Source organism: Colwellia maritima, assembly GCF_022669015.1.
Classification (GTDB): Bacteria; Pseudomonadota; Gammaproteobacteria; order Enterobacterales; family Alteromonadaceae; genus Colwellia; species Colwellia maritima.
The window spans coordinates 144,700-164,819 of sequence record NZ_JAKKSL010000004.1; the positions used below are offsets into that span (position 1 = coordinate 144,700).

The 20,120-nt window shown below is 36.9% G+C and carries 19 protein-coding genes and 1 pseudogene; all 20 read left to right on the forward strand.

Annotation, left to right across the window (positions count from 1 at the left end; translation table 11 throughout):
- Positions 1–77 precede the first annotated feature (77 nt).
- The 20 genes and pseudogenes from gcvT to L3081_RS19330 all read left to right on the forward strand — a co-directional run bounded on the left by gcvT (position 78) and on the right by L3081_RS19330 (position 20,116).
- Positions 78–1,166, forward strand: a complete 1,089-nt coding sequence (gene gcvT, locus L3081_RS19245; protein WP_242287824.1) for a glycine cleavage system aminomethyltransferase GcvT — start codon at positions 78–80, stop codon at positions 1,164–1,166.
- 111 nt (positions 1,167–1,277) lie between these two features.
- On the forward strand, positions 1,278–1,667 hold the full coding sequence (gene gcvH / locus L3081_RS19250; RefSeq protein WP_242287827.1) for a glycine cleavage system protein GcvH: 390 nt from the start codon (positions 1,278–1,280) through the stop codon (positions 1,665–1,667).
- A 270-nt stretch (positions 1,668–1,937) separates the two neighbouring features.
- Positions 1,938–4,853 carry an aminomethyl-transferring glycine dehydrogenase gene (gcvP, locus tag L3081_RS19255; RefSeq protein ID WP_242287829.1) on the forward strand — a complete coding sequence of 972 codons (2,916 nt, stop codon included), beginning with the start codon at positions 1,938–1,940 and terminating at the stop codon, positions 4,851–4,853.
- Positions 4,854–5,092: 239 nt separating this feature from the next.
- Positions 5,093–5,518: a hypothetical protein gene (locus L3081_RS19260; RefSeq protein ID WP_242287831.1), complete on the forward strand. Its 426-nt coding sequence runs from the start codon at positions 5,093–5,095 to the stop codon at positions 5,516–5,518.
- Positions 5,519–5,679: 161 nt separating this feature from the next.
- Complete coding sequence (locus tag L3081_RS19265; protein ID WP_242287833.1) at positions 5,680–6,075, forward strand: HEPN domain-containing protein; 396 nt, start codon at positions 5,680–5,682, stop codon at positions 6,073–6,075.
- Positions 6,011–6,340 carry a hypothetical protein gene (locus L3081_RS19270; protein ID WP_242287835.1) on the forward strand — a complete coding sequence of 110 codons (330 nt, stop codon included), beginning with the start codon at positions 6,011–6,013 and terminating at the stop codon, positions 6,338–6,340. The genes L3081_RS19265 and L3081_RS19270 overlap by 65 nt, the downstream gene beginning before the upstream one ends.
- Before the next feature lie 257 nt (positions 6,341–6,597).
- Positions 6,598–7,516, forward strand: a pseudogene (locus L3081_RS19275) (WYL domain-containing protein).
- Positions 7,503–8,000 carry a BREX-3 system P-loop-containing protein BrxF gene (gene brxF, locus L3081_RS19280; RefSeq protein WP_242287837.1) on the forward strand — a complete coding sequence of 166 codons (498 nt, stop codon included), beginning with the start codon at positions 7,503–7,505 and terminating at the stop codon, positions 7,998–8,000. The pseudogene L3081_RS19275 and the gene brxF overlap by 14 nt, the downstream one beginning before the upstream one ends.
- On the forward strand, positions 7,997–8,614 hold the full coding sequence (locus L3081_RS27325; RefSeq protein WP_274620656.1) for a DUF6079 family protein: 618 nt from the start codon (positions 7,997–7,999) through the stop codon (positions 8,612–8,614). Before brxF ends, L3081_RS27325 begins: the two co-directional genes overlap by 4 nt.
- Entirely contained in the window at positions 8,544–10,607 is a 2,064-nt protein-coding gene (locus L3081_RS27330) for a DUF6079 family protein (RefSeq protein WP_274620657.1), read from the forward strand. The genes L3081_RS27325 and L3081_RS27330 overlap by 71 nt, the downstream gene beginning before the upstream one ends.
- A 19-nt stretch (positions 10,608–10,626) precedes the next feature.
- Positions 10,627–11,727, forward strand: a complete 1,101-nt coding sequence (locus L3081_RS27335) for a DUF6079 domain-containing protein (protein ID WP_274620658.1) — start codon at positions 10,627–10,629, stop codon at positions 11,725–11,727.
- Between the two features lie 62 nt (positions 11,728–11,789).
- Entirely contained in the window at positions 11,790–12,455 is a 666-nt protein-coding gene (locus tag L3081_RS19290) for a DNA methyltransferase (RefSeq protein ID WP_242287839.1), read from the forward strand.
- On the forward strand, positions 12,409–14,361 hold the full coding sequence (locus L3081_RS19295; RefSeq protein ID WP_242287841.1) for a hypothetical protein: 1,953 nt from the start codon (positions 12,409–12,411) through the stop codon (positions 14,359–14,361). Before L3081_RS19290 ends, L3081_RS19295 begins: the two co-directional genes overlap by 47 nt.
- A gap of 107 nt (positions 14,362–14,468) precedes the next feature.
- Complete coding sequence (locus tag L3081_RS19300) at positions 14,469–14,618, forward strand: hypothetical protein (protein ID WP_242287843.1); 150 nt, start codon at positions 14,469–14,471, stop codon at positions 14,616–14,618.
- A gap of 18 nt (positions 14,619–14,636) precedes the next feature.
- On the forward strand, positions 14,637–14,813 hold the full coding sequence (locus L3081_RS19305) for a hypothetical protein (protein WP_242287845.1): 177 nt from the start codon (positions 14,637–14,639) through the stop codon (positions 14,811–14,813).
- Complete coding sequence (locus tag L3081_RS19310; protein ID WP_242287847.1) at positions 14,791–16,110, forward strand: DEAD/DEAH box helicase; 1,320 nt, start codon at positions 14,791–14,793, stop codon at positions 16,108–16,110. Before L3081_RS19305 ends, L3081_RS19310 begins: the two co-directional genes overlap by 23 nt.
- The gene (locus L3081_RS19315) at positions 16,100–16,843 is read left to right on the forward strand and encodes a helicase-related protein (RefSeq protein ID WP_242287849.1); all 744 of its coding nucleotides are present in this window, start codon (positions 16,100–16,102) and stop codon (positions 16,841–16,843) included. Before L3081_RS19310 ends, L3081_RS19315 begins: the two co-directional genes overlap by 11 nt.
- Positions 16,844–16,913: 70 nt before the next feature.
- Positions 16,914–17,429 carry a hypothetical protein gene (locus tag L3081_RS19320; RefSeq protein WP_242287851.1) on the forward strand — a complete coding sequence of 172 codons (516 nt, stop codon included), beginning with the start codon at positions 16,914–16,916 and terminating at the stop codon, positions 17,427–17,429.
- A gap of 3 nt (positions 17,430–17,432) precedes the next feature.
- A complete protein-coding gene (pglZ, locus tag L3081_RS19325) occupies positions 17,433–19,400 on the forward strand; it encodes a BREX-3 system phosphatase PglZ (protein ID WP_242287853.1) in 1,968 nt (655 codons plus the stop codon).
- A gap of 5 nt (positions 19,401–19,405) precedes the next feature.
- On the forward strand, positions 19,406–20,116 hold the full coding sequence (locus L3081_RS19330) for a hypothetical protein (protein ID WP_242287855.1): 711 nt from the start codon (positions 19,406–19,408) through the stop codon (positions 20,114–20,116).
- The last annotated feature ends 4 nt before the right edge of the window (positions 20,117–20,120 follow it).

Here is a 20,120-nt window from a genome sequence, read left to right on the forward strand (position 1 = left end):
TAAGAGCACCTTGACTGTTTTAGTGACGACTGTTTGAGGTTTGAACGCTTTAAGTATGACTTCTTTAGGAATGACGTATGACAAATAAAACCGTATTACATGCAAAACACTTAGCCGCTGGCGCTAAAATGGTTGATTTTCACGGTCGGGAAATGCCAATTAACTATGGCTCACAAATAGAAGAACATAATGCTGTTCGTCAACATGTCGGTATGTTTGATGTTTCTCATATGACTATTGTTGACGTACAAGGCCCAGACGCTAAAGCTTTTTTACGTCGTTTAGTGATTAACGATGTTGCAAAATTAACTGTTGCAGGCAAAGCACTATACACAGGTATGTTAAACGAAGAAGGTGGCGTGATTGATGATTTGATCATTTATTTCTTCTCTGACACCAATTACCGCTTAGTGGTTAACTCAGCGACCCGTGAAAAAGATCTTGCGTGGATGACAAAACAGCTAGCCGGTTTTGATGCTACCATAACCGAACGTCCTGAATTTGGCATGATTGCCGTACAAGGTCCGGAAGCAAAAGCTAAAGTTGCTAACTTATTAACACCCGCACAAATTGTAGCCGTTGAAGGCATGAAGCCATTTTTTGGTGTGCAAGTAGGTGATTTATTTATTGCCACAACGGGTTACACAGGCGAAGACGGTTACGAAATCATAGTGCCTGAAACTGCTGCCGAAAGTTTTTGGCAAAAACTCATTGATTTAGGTGTTGCTCCTTGTGGATTAGGTGCACGTGACACACTACGATTAGAAGCAGGCATGAACTTATATGGCTTAGATATGGACGAAACCGTATCACCATTGGCTGCTAATATGGCCTGGACTATTAGTCGGGAACCTGAAGATCGCGACTTTATTGGCCGTGACGTATTAACCGCGCAAAAAGCGGCTAATGATCAGCCCAAACTTGTTGGTTTAGTCTTAGAAGAAAAAGGCGTACTACGTTCTCATCAAGTGGTTGTTACTGAATTTGGTAACGGAGAAATCACATCAGGTACCTTCTCACCAACACTAGGACACAGTGTTGCGTTAGCCCGTGTACCACGTAGCGTGAAAGTAGGCGATATTATTGAAGTAGAAATGCGTAAAAAGAATGTAAAAGTGCAAGTAACTAAACCTAGCTTTGTTCGAAATGGCGTAAAGGTTTTTTAATTGAAAATATAAACAGATGCTCTATATTAACAATGCAGTTAATGAGCATCTAAACGTATTACTTAACGATCAAAACAAATTTAATTTATAACCTTTATAGGAAAAATAAAAATGAGCAACATTCCTTCAGAATTAAAATATGCAACAACACATGAATGGGTACGTGAAGAAGAAAACGGTATTGTTACTGTTGGTATTACTGAACATGCGCAAGATTTATTAGGCGATATGGTATTTGTTGAATTACCTGATGTTGGCGATAACGTGAGCACGGGTGATGATATTTGTGTGGCTGAATCAGTAAAAGCGGCTTCTGATATATATGCACCTGTTACAGGTGAGGTTGTAGAAGTGAATGAAGAGCCGGAAGATGCACCAGAATTAGTAAACTCAGATGCCTACGGTAGCGGTTGGTTATTTAAAATTAAAATTGAAGATGCAAGTGAGTTAGCTAACCTACTTGATGCTGAAGGCTACGCCACTTCAATCGATGAAGACTAATTTTCGATAACAATCAGCGTTTATGCTGCATTGGTTTTATTATTCGTTTCAATGCTTTTTACACTAAGCTTATTTGATGTTTAATGTCAGCGCCTGCCTAAACAAAAACTGTTTACGAAAACATTTAGCCTTGGCAATCAAGTTAAAGGTTTTACCTAACCATTAATTACCAAGCTAAAAGATTACTACCTAGTACTAAGCCTCTTTTTTCTAGTAAGAATATGAGGCTTTCTTTTGTCTATATAAGTAAATTATTTAAGTGAAACTGTTATGACTTCTCAATTACCTGTTAACCAACTTGCTTCATTGTCGTTGGCTCAATTAGAGCAAACACAAGATTTTATTCGTCGCCACATTGGACCAAATGAAGCACAAACACAAACCATGCTCAATGATATGGGCGTTGAATCAGTTAATGCTTTAATTGATGAAATTGTACCCCAGAATATTCGTTTAGCAGCGTTACCCGCTATTGGTGACAGTAAAACAGAAGTACAAGCATTAGCAGATTTAAAAGCGGTTGCTAGTTTAAATAAAATTAACACTTCCTACATAGGTCTAGGTTACTACGGTACATTAACACCTAACGTTATCACCCGTAATGTTTTAGAAAATCCAGGTTGGTATACAGCATATACCCCTTATCAACCTGAAATTGCCCAAGGTCGATTAGAATCACTACTTAATTATCAACAAATGTGTATTGACCTAACCGGTTTACCATTGGCAAGTGCATCATTATTAGATGAAGGCACAGCAGCGGCAGAAGCCATGGCACTGGCTAAACGTGTTTCTAAAAATAAAAAATCAAACCTATTCTTCATCTCAGACGATGTTTACCCACAAACTATCGACGTTGTTAAGCAACGTGCAGACATGTTTGATTTTGACATTATTGTTGCTCCGGCAGCAGAAGCGACTGAACACGATATTTTTGGCGCACTTATACAATATCCAGGTGCTTCAGGCGAAGTAACCGATATCAGCGAACTCATTGCAAACATTCAAGCCAATAAAGGTATTGTTGCTGTTGCTGCCGATATTATGAGCTTAGTATTACTAAAAGCGCCTGGCGAATTAGGTGCTGATGCGGTAATTGGTTCAAGCCAACGTTTTGGTGTTCCTATGGGTTACGGTGGCCCACACGCTGCCTTTTTTACCACCGATAAATACAAGCGTTCGTTACCTGGCAGAATTATTGGTGTGTCAAAAGACACTCGTGGTAACAGTGCACTACGTATGGCGATGCAAACACGTGAACAACATATTCGCCGCGAAAAAGCCAACTCCAATATTTGTACAGCACAAGTATTATTAGCCAATATGGCTGCATTTTATGCGGTTTATCATGGCCCGAAAGGTTTAAAAACTATTGCGAACCGTATTCATCGTTTTGCTGATATTTTATGTTTAGGAACAGCATCGAAAGGCTTAGTCGCTGTACATGCCAACTATTTTGACACACTAACGTTTAATGTCGACGCAGCTCAAAAAGAAGCTGTGGTAGCACGTGCATTAGCAGCAAGCGCTAACTTCCGCACTGATGTTGACGGTCAAATCAGTATTTCACTTGATGAAACAACAACACGTGAAAATATCGCCGCCTTATTTGATATTTTATTAGGTGAAGGTCATGGTTTAGACGTTGCCGAATTAGATCAACAAATTGTTGCTTCAAGTCACTCGTCAATTCAAAGATCACTAGTACGTGAGTCTGAAATTCTAACTCACCCAGTATTTAACTCATACCACAGCGAAACAGAAATGCTGCGTTATATCAAACGACTTGAGAACAAAGATTTAGCATTGAACCATTCAATGATATCTCTAGGCTCTTGTACTATGAAGTTAAATGCAACAGCGCAAATGATTCCAGTATCATGGCCTGAATTTGCAAACATGCACCCATTTGCACCCATGGACCAAGCGCAAGGTTACAAGAAAATGATTGACGAACTAGCCGATTGGTTAGTTGAGTTAACTGGTTACGACAAAATGTCTATGCAACCTAACTCAGGTGCACAAGGTGAGTACGCGGGTTTAATCTCAATTGTTAAATACCATGAAAGCCGTGGTGATTCGCATCGTAATATTTGTTTAATTCCTGCGTCTGCACACGGAACTAACCCTGCATCAGCAAACATGGTGGGTATGAAAGTTGTGGTTGTGGCTTGTGATAAACAAGGCAACGTTGACATGAATGACCTAAAAACCAAAGCAGAAGAATTAGCAGATAACCTTGCCTGTATCATGATCACTTACCCGTCAACCCACGGTGTTTATGAAACGACTATTGCTGAAATTTGTGAAATTATTCATGCTCACGGAGGTCAAGTTTACCTTGACGGCGCAAACATGAACGCACAAGTTGGTTTAACATCGCCAGGTCATATTGGCGCTGATGTTTCACACCTTAACTTACATAAAACATTTGCTATTCCACATGGCGGTGGCGGTCCAGGTATGGGTCCTATCGGCGTTAAAGCACATTTAGCACCGTTTTTACCGGATCATGCCATTATCAACGTAAGTGAAGAAACTAAAGGTAACGGCGCGGTTTCTGCTGCACCCTTTGGTAGTGCAGGTATTTTATGCATCTCTTACCTTTACGTAGCAATGCTAGGTAAAAAAGGTGTTACCGAGGCAAGTAAATTTGCCATTACTAACGCTAACTACGTAGCAACTAAACTAAGCGCACATTACCCACTGTTATACACAGGTAATAACGGCCGTGTTGCTCATGAATGTATTATTGATTTACGCCCACTTAAAGCAACATCAGGTATTACAGAAGTTGATATTGCTAAGCGTTTAATCGATTACGGTTTCCATGCACCAACCATGTCGTTCCCTGTTGCAGGCACGTTCATGATTGAACCAACAGAGTCTGAGTCTAAAGTTGAGCCGGACCGTTTTGTAGAAGCAATGACCAGTATTCGTAATGAAGTACGTAAAGTTGAGTCAGGCGAGTGGGAATTAAACAACAACCCACTACAAAATGCACCGCATACGTTAGCTGATATTACAGCGGTTTGGGATCGTGGATACACGGTTCAAGAAGCCGTATTCCCTATCGCCGGTGTTGCCAAAAACAAATTCTGGCCAACGGTAAACCGTATTGATGATGTATACGGGGATCGTAATTTAATTTGTTCATGTCCTCCAATTGATAGTTATATTGATTAGTTAACTGTTGATCACGACAATTCTAGTTGGAAACCGATCTGATCTAGTTGGAAACTAATAAATCTAGTTGGAAACTCTAGTCAAACATATTCAAAAGCGAACTTTAAAAGTTCGCTTTTTTCATTTAATACCTTTTATATTAGTAGCTTAGTATAGATTTTCATTATTTTTTATTAGAAAATAGTTACAGGAATTAATCGTAAGGAGATCTAATCAAAAAATAATATAAAGGTAGAAACATGAATAATTTTTGTGGTTATCATAACCAATTAAAGTCAGAGCTAGAGCACCTCATAGGTCAGAACAACTTCAGTATAGAACAATATAAATATTTACTTCATTTAACTTATGAAATACTTAAAGAGTTTGAATTTGCACGCCTTCAGGTAGGGTTGTTTTTTGAAACCCAGAAAATTGATGCTGACTATGTGTTTTTTGTAGACAGCATGGATGTAGGGTTTGATGACTTAAACGAGTATATAGAGAGTGTGTTTTTAACTTCAAATTTTGTTAATAAAACTAAATTGACAGTGAAACACAATGATGAAATTAAAAAAATTGTGGAAGAATTCTTTGATTTAGCAAATACAGCGTTGATTCAAGAAGCAGAAGATACCGATTTACGGCAGATTTTTAAAATTGTTAACCCTATTAAAAGTGACTAAAGTTTAATTCTCCCAAAATTTAGTCACATACTTAATTTAAAAGCGAACTATTATAGTTCGCTTTTTTGTTTTTTAAATCAAAATAATTAGTAAATAGAGTTTGCTAATTAATACTATTAAGTGATTATAGGATATCTAGCATATAACACAGGGAAGTATTTATGATTTTAACGTATAAAAATCTAAAAGACCGTCAACGTAAAGAACGAGATAACTACCCAATAAACTTAAGCCTTCGAGTACATCGATCTTTAAGTTGGTTAGATCGTGCAGAGCGAGCTGAAGGTGATTTAGATGGGCAATTCATTTTTCTGTGGATAGCCTTCAATGCAGCCTATGCCAATGAAATAGATGACCACCATCGCTTTACCGAGCAAGAAACCTTTCGAAATTTTATTGATAGATTATGTCAGCTAGATGAAGGCAACTTACTATCCGATTTAGTTTGGAAGGAATTTACTAGCAGTATTCGTGTGCTTCTTAGTAATCAATATGTTTTCCAAACCCTTCTGGGATTATCAAAATCAAAAGAAAACCGAAGCTCAATGGCAAGATGATTTTAAAACAGCTAATGCCTTTGCACACAAAGCACTAGGCCATAAAAACACTTCAGCCGTACTTTCGGTTATCTTTTCTCGTTTATACACCTTACGTAACCAGACTATGCATGGTGGTGCCACATGGAATAGTGCTGTTAATAGAGACCAGATGCGTGATGCAGTTGCTTTCATGAGTAAGTTTGTACCATCTATCATTAAAATCATGATGGATAGTGCTAATGAACTATGGGGAGAACCATGTTTTCCTGTTGTTGAAGGTTAAGGGATGAAGCATGGATGGCATATCTGACCTGCTAGGTTTCATATTTAATATTCTATGGGCTATTTTTATAGTCTACCTAATTGTAAAAGCCTGGAACGGCTTCTGGCATTGGTTGTTTCCTGATGAGTAAAACCCTTCCGACAGAAATAACAAAATACAACGTATTTACGATTGATTTTATTATAAAACGGAGTAGTATTTTGTTCTAATCAAATTGATTATGTTTTTTACTCAATTTTAATGCGCTTAAGAAAATTATGAATAATAACAATAATAAAAAAGTTTCTGATTTTAACTATGCACAAAAGCAACGGTTGGCATTTATAGATTTTTTGCTAATGTTTAAAGGTTCATTCACTCGAAGTGACCTAACAAGTAAATTTGAGATGGGCATGGCAAATGCGACTCGCGATATTGCTCTTTATCGAGAACTTGCTGCCAAGAATATAGAATTTGATAACCCAACCAAAACTTACTTACAAACAAAGCAGTTTAAATCACTTTTTGAATATGAATCCCGTAAAACGCTAGCGAAGTTAGCGAATAAAATAAGTGATGGCTTTGATGGTGTAATGGAAGTCGCTTTTCCTGTGGATGCACCACTACAACTTAATGTCCCTGATATTAATATTGTCGCTAAACTAGTACAGGCAGTAATAAATAAAAAAGCAATTTCAATTATTTACACATCATTATCATCTGGATCAAAAGCCAGAGAAATTATTCCACATACAATTGTCGATAATGGCCTTCGTTGGCATGTTCGATCTTTTGACAGAAATACAAACTCGTTTCGAGATTTTGTCATTACTCGTATTTCAAAGGTTACTTTGCTTGATAGCCCAATCGAAGAATTCGAAAAAGAAATAGAAGACAACCAATGGATGCGGAAGATGGACTTGCATTTAGTACCACACCCTACAAATGTCGAGTTTCCACAAGCTATTGAACTTGATTATGGGATGGATAAAGGGCTGTTACAAATAACTGTTAGGGCTGCCGGTAGGCTATCTACTAAGGCGTTGGAATGTTGACTGCACAAAAAATGGTACTTTAAAAGGCGGTGAATACCGGCTTTGGTTGAGAAACAGACAAACGCTATATGGTGCAGAAAATTTAACAATTGCCCCAGGTTATTCTGCTGAGGAAACTGCCCCCACTTATGAAAGTATATAAAACAAAAATAGAGAATATTAAAACTGAAATTGAACAGGCAATTAAATTTGGTTCTTTTCAATCCGGCAATCTTATTCTATTAGTGTTAAATCCCAGTGAAGAGCATGTAATTATTACACAGTTAATTGCCGGTAAGTTTAATAATACATCTAAGTTATTGTCAGAAAAATTAGTCGTATTGTCCCTAAAAGATAGAGAACGTGACTTACATAATTTAGTGTCTGACTTAGTAAAAGAGAGCAAAGATATTTGCTACTTATCAAGAATCAATGTGTTGTTTGAAGAAAGTTTACAAGCAGACCCATTAAAGCTGCTTCAACATGCAGCGAAAAAGAAACCCATAATTGTTATTTGGCCTGGGGATATAGATAGCATATCTCTGAATTATGCAAAACCAGGTTTACCAGATCACAAAAGTTATAAATTAAATGAATTTCAAGATGTGCAGGTAATTACCACTTGTGAACAAGGAGTTAGTGAATGAAGACGTACAATGAATTAATCCAATTTGAACCTGTTAGAGATACTATCGAATTGGAAGATGCCGCAGACCATAGTAAAGCGGAAAAACTAATATCGTCATATGTGATTTCAGACAAAATGAAATCAAAATTGAACGATATCATCATCAAACATCTTCAGTACGATGAATTTACTGATCAAAAAGCATTATGGATCGTTGGTAATTACGGCTCAGGTAAATCACATTTAATGTCTGTCATTTCAGCGTTAGCTGAATTTCCAGATCTCGTTGATCAAGTAACAAATAATGAAGTGAGAGAATGCGCAGATAAAATTGCGGGTAAATTCAAAGTAATTCGTTTTGAAATTGGCGCTAGTAAGATGGACTTAACAGACATCATTACCTATCAACTAACCAAAGGGTTAGAAGATTTAGGCGTGAGTTATGAATTTCCGGCGATGGATCAAATTACATCAAACCATAAGCAGTATGTTGAAGAAATGATGTCGGTATTTCATGAGAAATACCCAGATCATGGCTTACTGTTAATTTGTGATGAAATACTTGATTATTTCCGTTCAAGAAACAACCAAAGAACTACCGCTCGATATGGCAATGCTTCGCGTCCTTGGTGAAGTCATCGAGGGCACACGTTTCCGCTTTATCGCCGGTGTTCAGGAAGCTATTTTTGCCGATCCTAAGTTAAGCTTTATTTCAAAAGAAGTTAAACGTATTACGGATAGGGCTGTAGAAGTTGTAATCGTCAGGGATGATATTAAATTTGTTGTTTCTGAGAGGTTATTGAAAAAAACTGCTCAACAAAAAGAGTGGATCAGAGAGTACCTACAAAAGTTCACGCCTTACTATGAGAAAATGAACGAACGCTTAGATGATTTTGTTGATATGTTCCCTGTACATCCTGATTATATTAATACCTTTGAACGTGTTCGTATTCTTGGTTTAGAACAACGCCAAGTGTTGCGTAGTTTATCTAATCATATGGAAGCCTTAAAAAGTCAGCAAGTACCAGAAGATATTCCTGGTATTTTTTCATACGATACCTATTGGCATGAATTAAGTTCAGAGCCAAGTATGAAAACGAACCCTGAAGTAGGTCAAGTTATTGAAACAGGTGAAACCTTAGTTGAGCGTATTGAGCAAGCATACTCTTCACCAAACCCATTAGAAAAAGAGTTCGCTAAACGCCTAGTTGCCGGTTTAGCTATTCATAGAATGGCAGTTGGTGATATTTATAAAGAGATGGGGGCTACTGCGGCAGAGTTAAGAGATTCATTGTGTTTGTTTATCAAAACCGTAGATATTTTGCCTGGAGACAAGAGTAAAAATTTAGAGAATCATATTGTTACCGTTTTGGGAAAAATTAGAAAAACAGTGAATGGCCAGTTTTTCTCAAAAAACAAAGCTAATGATCAGTTTTATATTGATCTTAAAAAGACAGAAGACTTTGATGCGATTATTGAAACCAAAGCTGAACAATTAGCTAATGATAGCCTCAATGGCGCTTACCGTGCGGCAATGTTGGAAATTCTAGAGCAAACAGATACACAACAAGTACACACCATGTGGCAACATGAGTTGAAATGGATTGACAGAAACGTAAATCGTCAAGGTTGGTTATTTTTAGGTTCACCAAATGAGCGTGAAACAGCTAAGCCTCAGCGTGATTATTACATGTACTTTATTCAACCTGAAGATGCACCGAAACAGAAAAAAGAGCACATACGTGAAGATGAAGTACTCTTTGTTTTAAAGAATAGAGATGAAGACTTTAATCGTTACCTTAAATATTATGCAGCATCTGTTGAATTAAGAGGCGTTGCAACAGGTAGTGCCAAAAACACTTATAAATTAAAGGCAGATGATTATTTAAGAGATATGCAAAAGTGGATAAGAAACCATATTGCAGATGCTTTTGAAGTGAAATATAACGGCCAATCAAAACCAATTATGGACTGGCTAAAAGGGACATCAGTACGAGATATCACAGGTATATCTGCCAATGAGCACGGTAACGTAAAAGATATTTTTGAAGCGGTTGCTAGTTATATATTTGCAGGTTATTTTCAATCACTTGCGCCAGAATACCCTAAGTTTAGCCAGTGGATTACTGGTGACAACATGCAAGGCGCAGCTAATGATGTACTTATTAGTTTATCTAGTGGTGCAAGAACCAAACGAGCCACTGCGGTTCTCGATGCATTAGAGTTGCTTGATGGTGATAAATTAAAAGCAACCAAGTCACGTTTTTCTGCAACCGTATTAGATATATTAAAGAATAAGGGCCATGGTCAAGTTGTCAATAATGGCGAGTTATTAGATCAAGTTAATGCCAATCTTTATTTTAAACCTAATTCATTTAGATTAGAGCCTGAGTGGTTGTTAGTTATATTAGCAAGCTTAGTTTACTCAGGTGAGTTAGAACTTTCAGTGGTAGGTAATAACATTACGGCAAGTAATGCGGACCTATTAAAGTCATTAGATTTTAATGACCTGATTAACTTCAAACATATACAAGCACCTAAAGATTTTAATACTTCGGCTATCAAAGCCTTATTAGAATTGCTTGGGATGAATGAAGGGCTAGCTGTTAGCATCCAAGCAAGGTGATGACAGTATTGTTCGAGAAATGGGTGACAAAATTGAACAAAAAGTTAAGTCGCTTGTACATGATACTCAAGCTGTAAAAAGTAGATTACCTTTATGGGGACAACATGTACTTGAAGAAAATGACGCTGAATTATTAACTGACAAGTTAATATCGGCAAAGACTTTCTTAGAAGAAATGCAACGCTTTAACACACCCGGTAAACTGAAAAATCTAAAAGCAACACCTGAAGATATTGCATCACAAAAAGAAAACTTAATCGCTTGGAATAATTATAAGCAGCTAGAGCTGACAGTAAGTGAATTTATCGAAATCACAAACTATTTAAGTAAAGCTCAATTAGTATTGGCTGAAAATGATGACTGGCAACAAATGGTTAAAAGTGCTCAACATGAACTACGTCAAGGTTTGGCTGATAAAGACACAAGGCAATCAACTGAATTTAAGCAAAAAATGCTTAAACAATTAGCTGAAGCAAAACAATCTTATATCACTCGGTTTGTTTCGTTATATCAACGCGCCCATTTAACGTTGGCTGAAGATAAAATTAAAGCAGAATTGATGAATGATGACAGGTTAACTGCTCTAAGTTTATTAAGTGGCATCGCATTATTGCCGGGTAATCAAGTTAAAAATTGGCGTGAAGATTGGGCTAATTTACAGCCTGCTTCTGCTATTGATAGTAAAATGTTAGCAGTAGATCCAAACCCTGTTTCATTCAACCCAAGAACAGATAAAGACCTTGCACCTGCAAGTAATCGCTTGAACAGATTAGATGACCAATTAGATGCCATGTTAACGGAATGGACTTCTACACTCCAAACAAACTTAGCTGACCCATTTATCCAATTAGATTTAATGAGGTCAGAACAAAAAGCTGAAGTTGCAGTTTTTATCGATTCTGGATGTTTGCCTGAACCATTAACAAAAGACTTTATTGAAGAAGTAAATAAAGTACTTGATGGATTAGTTGCAGTAGCAATAACGTCAGAGGAACTCGTTGCTAGCCTTGGTAAAGGCACACCACAGAGTATTGATGATATACGTAAGCGTTTTGAGCAACTCATTGCTGAACGTTGTAAAGGCCAAGATAGCGATAAAGTTCGCATCGTTATTGAGTAAACTTTTTCAAAAATAATTTACTAGAGCGCAGTTAATTAATAATTGCCTCTAAGAGAGAAAATATGCAACAAGATTCATTATTAGATGACGCAAAAATCAAATCATCAAAAGACCCTGTAGAATGTTTAGGCCAAGCTTTCGAAAACGAAGAAGCACGTAGAGGGCATTTCACTAAACTTTTAAGTGAAAAGTTAAAAGATCCTGAATTTAGAAAAATTGCAGGATTTCCTATTGGCACTGATGAGTCGATTCTTGAGCTGTCTGATCCGCCATATTATACAGCCTGCCCTAATCCTTGGTTAAATGACTTTGTTGAATATTGGGAGTCCTTAAAGCCAGTAGATGTAGATGAATATCAGAGAGGTCCATTTGCAGCAGATGTAAAAGAAGGGAAAAACGATCCCGTTTATAACGCTCATTCTTATCATACTAAAGTCCCTCATAAGGCAATAATGAGGTATATTCTGCATTATACTAACCCTGGAGATACTGTTTTTGACGGGTTTTGCGGAACAGGTATGACTGGAGTTGCTTCTCAACTGTGCGGTAAAAAAGAAGAAATTGAGGCACTGGGGTACAAAGTATATTCCAATGGAGAAATCGCAGAAGAAGTTATTAATTCTAATGGGGAAAGAGAGTGGAAAGTTTTTTCAAAAATAGGAAAAAGAAATTCTGTTTTAAATGATTTGTCACCAAGCAGCGACTTTTATTTCAAGCGTATTAAATAAAGAAGTTAATATAGATCTGTTTGAAAAAACAGGAAGAAAACTAATAAATAAACTTAGAAAGCACTTAGGTAATTATTGGGAAACATTACATTCAGATGGTACGACATCAGGCTGTGTAAATTATTTTGTTTGGTCTGATGTATATAGTTGCCCGGAATGTACTAAGGAAATTATCTATTCTGAGCAAGTGTTTTTAAATCTTTGGGGAAAAACAGTATTCTCTCCTGAATTTTTGTGCCCTAGCTGTAATTGTAAATTATCTAAAAACCCTTCTAAAAGCTCCAATGCTCAAAAACCTCTTAGGTTGTTTGTTTCAGAGTTTGATCCTTTATTAGGGGAAGTAACTTCTATACAAAAACAAGTACCGGTAAAGATTAATTACTCTGTTGGAACCACCCGGTTTGAGAAAAAAATGGAGCAGAAGGACTTTGATAACCTCAATAAAATTGAATTAGATACAGATAATTTGGCATTTATTCCCAAGGTGCCAATAGTCGATGGAGAAAAATCATCGGATCCATTTTTATTTGGTATAAAGCATGTACATGAATTCTATACACCGCGAATGCTGAAGTGTTTATCAATATTTTCTGAAGAAATACTTGGTAACCAAACATTAAATTTTGTTTATGGAAGTATGTTACCTAAATTAACAAAAATGAATCGTTATATGCCTCAACATGGGGGAAGGGCATTAGTTGGGCCAATGGCAAATACATTATATGTTCCGCCCGTTAGTGTTGAAAACAACCCCTTAGATCAGTTTGAGTTTCAATTTAAAAAAATTCTAAAAGCTCTAAATGATTTAGGCGGAAATTGCATTACAACACAAGCAACACAATCATTAAATCTTAACAAAGAATCCGTTGATTACATATTTATAGATCCACCATTTGGCGCTAATATTATGTATTCAGAGTTAAGTATCCTGAGAGAGTCTTGGTTAAAAGTCATTACTAATTCAAAACCCGAAGCTATTCAAAATAAACATCAAAATAAAGGATTGGATGAGTATCGTCACTTAATGTCGGATTGCTTCCAAACAGCATTTGATGTATTGAAGCCTGGAAAATGGATGACGGTTGAGTTTTCCAATACTAAAGCTAGTGTTTGGAATAGCATTCAAAATGCTTTGTCTGAAGCCGGTTTTATTGTGGCAAATGTTTCTGCCTTGGATAAAACTAGAGGAGGACTACATGCAATGCTTGGTCCTACAGCGGTTAAACAAGATTTAATAATTACGGCCTATAAACCTGAAGAGGTATATGCAGAAAGTAAATCTGAAGAAATTATTAGTGAAGGTTTTGTTTGGGGGTTTATTACAGAACATCTAAACCACTTAAGTATAAGTAAAATTCAAAACGGTGAGCTGCTTTCCGTTCCTGAACGGGATGCTCGATTACTTTATGATCAATTGGTTGCGTTTTATGTTCGAAATTCAGCACCTTTACCTATTTCAAGTATTGAGTTTCAAAAAGGTTTGAAAGTAAGGTTCCCTGAAAGAGATGGAATGTATTTTACTCCTGAACAGGTCGCTAAATATGATAAACAAAGAGCATCTTCTAAGGTCGTTAAACAAATCTCCATATTTGTAGATGATGAAGCTTCATCTATCGAGTGGCTAAGACAGGAGCTAAGTCGAAAGCCTAAAACTTACTCAGAAATACATCCTTTATTCTTAAATGAAATATCTGGATGGAAGAAGAACGAACTTCAATTGGAGTTAATGACTTTACTTGAGCAGAATTACATTAAATATGATGGTAATGAAGATGTTCCTAATCAGATTCATACCTACCTTTCTACTAATTTTAAAGATATGCGTGGATTAGCCAAAGACGATCCTGCACTTGTTGCAAAGGCAAAAGATCGTTGGTATGTGCCAGATCCGAGTAAAGCCTGGTGATATTGAAAAGCTTAGACTTCGTGCATTATTGCGTGAGTTTGATGTATATAAAGAAGAGAAGAAAAAAATTAAACAGCCCCGTGCTGAAGCGTTAAGAGCCGGATTTAATGCTTGGCCGGGAAAAGCAAGATTTACAAACAATTTTAGATATTTCAGCCAAGATACCTCCTGCTGTATTGCAAGAAGATGAAAAGCTGCTGATGTTCTACGATAACGCGTTAACGCTAACATCGAACAATGATGATGATTGGGATTAGTTTTTAAGGGAATGATGGATGTTTGATGTCGGAGAGTGGGCTTGGAGTAAAGCCCATCAGCAACATGTTAAAATCATTGAGAACTCTGGCCTTTGGGGGCAGAGTTTTTATCGTGTTTGGCTACAGCAGCAAGATTCAGTTGTCAAAGTAGTTGCTGATGACTTAGTCAACGTTGATAACCAAGCAGAAACCTAGTGAACATTTTATTTCTTACATTGCTGTTGCCGCTAAAATAGCTAACGCACAACAAGAAGATATTTTACTTGCTCCTATTGAATCAAATGTAATTCCTTTATCTCATCAGTTGAAAGCCTTAAATAAGGTAATGTCGCGGAAACAAATTCGTTACTTACTGGCCGATGAAGTGGGTTTAGGAAAAACAATAGAAGCTGGTTTAGCAATGCGAGAGCTAAAACTGAGAGGTATGGCTAAACGGATATTAGTGTGTGCTCCTAAAGGTTTAGTTAGTCAGTGGGTAAGTGAAATGAGTACTCATTTTAATGAGAATTTTCACTTACTTTTACCGGGAGAGCAAAAACCTGTTGATGAACATGACAACGTTTGGCTGCGTCATGATCAAGTCATTTGCCCAGTTGATAGCATTAAACCGATAGAAAGCCGGAAAGGTTGGTCTTTAAAGCAAGTTCATGAATACAATAAACATCGATTTGATGATTTACTTGCAGCAGGTTGGGACTTAATTGTTATTGATGAGGCACATCGCTTAGGCGGAAGTACAGAATTTGTTGCTCGATATAAATTGGGGCAAGGGTTAGCAGAAGCAGCCCCTTACTTATTGTTACTTTCAGCAACGCCACATCAAGGTAAAAGTGATGCCTTCCATCGTCTGATGGCACTGCTTGATCCAGAAGTGTTTCCTGATATTGGTAGTGTGACCAAAGAGCGAGTGCAACCGTTTGTTGTTCGCACAGAAAAGCGTATTTCAATTGATGGTGAAGGAAAACCTTTATTCAAACCAAGAAAAACAGAGCTAATCCCTGTTGCTTGGCAACAAAAGCACGCTATTCAACGCCACCTTTATGAAGAAGTCACCGAATATATTAAAGAAGGCTATAACCAAGCTAAAGCCAAAAAACAAAATGCTATTGGTTTTTTAATGATTTTGATGCAGCGTTTGGTGAGTTCGAGCAGCGCTGCAATAGCTAAAACATTATCTAGGCGCTTAATTGCCCTAGACACTATGGTAGTCGAAGAAGAGCTACCACTATCATTCGCAGATGAATGGGCAGACCTAGATGGGCAAGCACAGCTAGATGAATTAATCGTTGAAAGTAAGCAAGCCCTAGAGAATGAAAAAGCTGAAGTAGCTCACCTCTTAAAGCTAGCAGAAAAGTGTGTGGCTAATGAATGCGATGCGAAAGCGGAAGTATTGCTAGATTGGCTTTATAAATTGCAACAAGAAGAACAATCTCCTGATTTGAAAATGTTAGTTTTTACTGAGTTTGTTCCAACCCAAAGAAATGCTTGCTAAGTTTTTTACTGATCGTGGTATTAGTGTGGTTTGTTTAAATGGCTCGATGGATTTAAATGAACGCAAAAAAGTACAAGCATCTTTTGCGGATGATACTCGCATACTTATTTCGACTGATCTTGGTGGTGAAGGCTTAAACCTTCAGTTTTGTCACGTAATTGTTAATTATGATATGCCGTGGAATCCGATGCGAATGGAGCAAAGGATAGGACGGGTTGATCGTATAGGACAGCCTCATGTAGTAAGGGCATTAAACTTTGTTTTAGAAGATACAGTTGAGCATAGGGTACGTGATGTACTTGAAACTAAGCTTCAAGTGATTTTAGAAGAGTTTGGTGTAGATAAAACCAGTGATGTGCTTGACTCTGCTGAGGCTAATCATTTATTTGATGAATTATTTATGGAGGCATTAACAAATCCTGATTTGATGGATCAAGAACTTGCTAAAGCCTTAAAAACAATTCAAGACGCAGGAAAGGACAAAAAATCACAAGATAATTTATTTTCTGGCGGAGAGCAGTTGCTTGCTGATACTTATCAGAAAACGGCTAATCACCCATTACCGCATTGGGTTTCGGCAATGGTTGAGCAATATATCTTATGGCAAAACCAACAAGGCGTTAAGGCTAAGTTTGATAAATCCTTAGTAGGTGGTTTAGATATTACTTGGCCAGATGGTGCTTTATGGAATGATATTACCTTTGTTGGTAAAGAAGCCCAAGCAAAACATTAATCTCAAGCATATTACCTTAGAGAACCCTAAAATTAGAGGATTATGTACTCATTTACCTATTTGGAGTGATGTGCAGTCAATACCTGTTGCAAGAGTACCAACATTACCAGTAGGTGCTTCTGGATACTGGTCTTTGTGGAGTGTACGCTTTGCAGGCAACGATGAAAGGCAAGTTAAGTATTTGCCTATTTACATTAAACCTGATGGTAGTTACTTTGCTCCAGCCTCAAATCGGATTTGGGATGTGTTATGTTCGGGTACGGTAGAAATTATCAGTGGCTCCAGTACCGCGAAAAATTCAGATATTTATCAAATGCTGAGGTTTGTAGCAGAAGAACAGGGAAAATTAGTCTTTGAAGATATGCTAGTTGATTATAAAGCTGATTTATCTGAGCAAATGGATAAAGGAGAGTATTCATTTGCTGCTCGAAAACGAGCAATAGAGAGGATAGGATTACCTGAAGTGAAAAATTATCGTTTACGCCAGTTAGTAGATGAACAACTTAACTGGTCACAGCAAATAAATGAAAAACAGCATGTGTACCCTGAGTTATCGCTTCATATTGTTTTTGAGATAAAGGGATAATTGATGGATTGGCAAAAAGAATTGCTCGGTAAGTTAGATTTCAATGCGAAACAATGCTTTATTATTTCAGATCCGGAACATTTATGTTTTGAGCCTTTAATTGCAGAGCGGTTCGAACAAGCTGAAGTTGAATTAGTTGATGATAGCGATCCTATTTCATTAAGGTTTATATATGAAAGCCGGCTTGAAAAAAACAACAATAAAGCGTTAATTATTACATGTGCTGAAATAGAAGATAACTATATTCCTTTTGATATCACATTCAATGCAACCAATATCAACTTTCATATCAATGAAATAATACCAGAACTAGAGGTTGAAACACTTCGAAGTATTTCACCCGTCTATTTTCAGCCACTGAAAGAAGCCATTTCAAGTTATCGCCCAGGAAAGCTAGGTCGAATTGCTAGTTTGGATTTCTTGCTTAGGCATATATTCAAAATTGCTCCTGAAATAATTCAAACAGAAGTGGATTTAGTAAGGCTATTAATTCAAAAACACTACCTCGGTGGTGAAATGCCTGAAGCAATAGAACAAAGGTTAATTGCATTATTAAAACTTAATGACACTTTTAATGGTTGGGACTTCGATAGATTATTGCCTAGTAAAGCTGAATTCTTTGAGTTTTTACAAGTTCAATGGACACTATATCTTGAAACATTAGTTTCTGTTGATGAATTAAAAGAACCACCATGGCCGCAAGGTAAGTTAATAGTGCCTTTTGACGATCAGGATGTTCAAGTTTATGTTGATAACTTATTTGCTGATGGTTTGCTTAAACCCGTTAATATGGAAGGAATATCAAAAAATCATTGGGCTGTGATAGGCATAATAAGTGAAGATGGAACATCTCAGTTAAAGCGGTTTTCTCACTTACTTGCTCGTTTAAATAGTGTATTTTTACAAGAATTAGTTAATGACCTAAGTGCTGATATTTGGGGCGAACATGCCTTTGAACTTGGTATGTTAAATGCGTTAGGTCATCAAATTAAAACGTTATCAGCTTCAGAAATAACATCTTTAAATCATCTCAATACTAAAGTTGATCATCTTTTTGAAGAATGGCTTTTTGAAAAGTTTGGCGGTTTAATTTCTTTACCTGCAATTCGCCATCCTAACATGCTGCATAAAATACCTGACTGGCTTAATAGAAAGGTACAAGACGATAAAAAAATATGTTTGTTGGTAATGGATGGCATGGGATTTCAACAATGGTCATTGTTTAGAGAGTCATTGAATTCCTGCTCAAGAATAACAATGGAAGAGCATTATAGTTTTGCTTGGGTGCCCACTATTACTTCAATTTCACGACAGTCGATGTTTTCGGGTAAAAAACCTTATTTTTATGCTGACTCACTTTTAACAACATCAAAAGAAAGTAAGCTATGGCAGGCATACTGGGAAAATAATGGATTAACTAGTAAAGAAGTGTTGTATGCAAAAAAAGTTGAAGACAGAGCAACTAATGAATCTTTTAGTGATTTGATATCTAATCGTCATATTAAAGCTCTTGGCTTAGTAATCAATTTTGTTGATGAACAAATGCATGGCATGAAGGCCGGAATGTCAGGACTAAATGCTGTAGTGTCTGACTGGATAGTAACTTGGAAATTTGAAGAAAAAATTAACATTTTAATTGATCTTGGTTATGAGGTGATTATTACTGCTGATCACGGTAATCAAGAAGCTATTGGCTGTGGGGCGTTGAGGGAAGGCGTAAAGGCTGAAACTAAAGGTGAGCGAGTTAGGATATATGATTCAGAAAATGCAGCGACTAGTTCTAATGACCTTTTAGACGGGAAAGTGCTAAAATGGCCAGGCAAGAAATATGGCTTACCTGAAGGACGATTTCCATTAGTAAGCAGAGGAACTCATGCGTTTGTAAAAGAAGGGAAAAAAATTGTTGGGCATGGTGGGATCAGCTTACATGAAGTTGTTGTACCGCTAGCCGTTATAAAAAGAAAGTTGTAATAGATATGTCTAAAAGGGTTAATTATAGTCGTCATATAGAGGCTCATTGGTTAGATCAAACGGCACTTTGGGTTGCCGAAGGGCTAAGCAAACAAGAATTACACGATAAAATTAATTCAATGCTTTCACCGCTAATTAATTGCAAGGTTAACTTAGGAAAAACGAGAAACCAATTAACATCGTTATGGTTTGATAAGAACGAAAATGTCAGTAGTGAGTTCTCAGCATTTGCAGTAGAGTACGTGAAAGAGGGCCATGATATTCCTCTAATTATTCATTGGGGCTTATTGATAGCTAAAAAGAAGTTTTTTGCTGATGTAGCAAGGTTTATAGGTAGAAACTCTAAGCTAAATGATTCATTTACTTACGCTCAAGTGCAAAAGCGAATGATTGAGATGTATGGTGACACTGAAACAGTTAAACGTGGGCTGCGTTCAGTGCTTAAGACGATGGTTGATTTTGGTGTTTTGCTACGAAGTAACGCCAGAAGTTATCAAGTAAACCCAAATAATTTAACAGTACCTAATAAGTTAATGAATTGGCTATTATGTGCATTATTATTTAGTGAAGATGTAATGAGCAGAACATTGTCAGATATGATTGATGATGCTGTATGGTTCCCTTTTGATATTAGTATTCAGCCAGAAGACATCGATAAACAATGGTTTGAAGTGCATCAGCAAGGTTATGACTTGATGTTGTTCAGAAAGAAATAATAAA

Bases quoted from the DNA above. Each gene is read 5' to 3' on its own strand.
- L3081_RS27325 (WP_274620656.1), top strand. From the start codon at position 7,997: ATGAAGACGTACAATGAATTAATCCAATTTGAACCTGTTAGAGATACT.
- L3081_RS19305 (WP_242287845.1), top strand. From the start codon at position 14,637: ATGTTTGATGTCGGAGAGTGGGCTTGGAGTAAAGCCCATCAGCAACAT.
- L3081_RS19265 (WP_242287833.1), top strand. From the start codon at position 5,680: ATGATTTTAACGTATAAAAATCTAAAAGACCGTCAACGTAAAGAACGA.
- L3081_RS19270 (WP_242287835.1), top strand. From the start codon at position 6,011: ATGTTTTCCAAACCCTTCTGGGATTATCAAAATCAAAAGAAAACCGAA.
- pglZ (WP_242287853.1), top strand. From the start codon at position 17,433: ATGGATTGGCAAAAAGAATTGCTCGGTAAGTTAGATTTCAATGCGAAA.
- L3081_RS27335 (WP_274620658.1), top strand. From the start codon at position 10,627: ATGGGTGACAAAATTGAACAAAAAGTTAAGTCGCTTGTACATGATACT.
- L3081_RS19260 (WP_242287831.1), top strand. From the start codon at position 5,093: ATGAATAATTTTTGTGGTTATCATAACCAATTAAAGTCAGAGCTAGAG.
- gcvP (WP_242287829.1), top strand. From the start codon at position 1,938: ATGACTTCTCAATTACCTGTTAACCAACTTGCTTCATTGTCGTTGGCT.
- L3081_RS19295 (WP_242287841.1), top strand. From the start codon at position 12,409: ATGATTTGTCACCAAGCAGCGACTTTTATTTCAAGCGTATTAAATAAA.
- gcvT (WP_242287824.1), top strand. From the start codon at position 78: ATGACAAATAAAACCGTATTACATGCAAAACACTTAGCCGCTGGCGCT.
- L3081_RS19330 (WP_242287855.1), top strand. From the start codon at position 19,406: ATGTCTAAAAGGGTTAATTATAGTCGTCATATAGAGGCTCATTGGTTA.
- L3081_RS19315 (WP_242287849.1), top strand. From the start codon at position 16,100: ATGCTTGCTAAGTTTTTTACTGATCGTGGTATTAGTGTGGTTTGTTTA.
- L3081_RS19290 (WP_242287839.1), top strand. From the start codon at position 11,790: ATGCAACAAGATTCATTATTAGATGACGCAAAAATCAAATCATCAAAA.
- L3081_RS19300 (WP_242287843.1), top strand. From the start codon at position 14,469: ATGCTTGGCCGGGAAAAGCAAGATTTACAAACAATTTTAGATATTTCA.
- gcvH (WP_242287827.1), top strand. From the start codon at position 1,278: ATGAGCAACATTCCTTCAGAATTAAAATATGCAACAACACATGAATGG.
- brxF (WP_242287837.1), top strand. From the start codon at position 7,503: ATGAAAGTATATAAAACAAAAATAGAGAATATTAAAACTGAAATTGAA.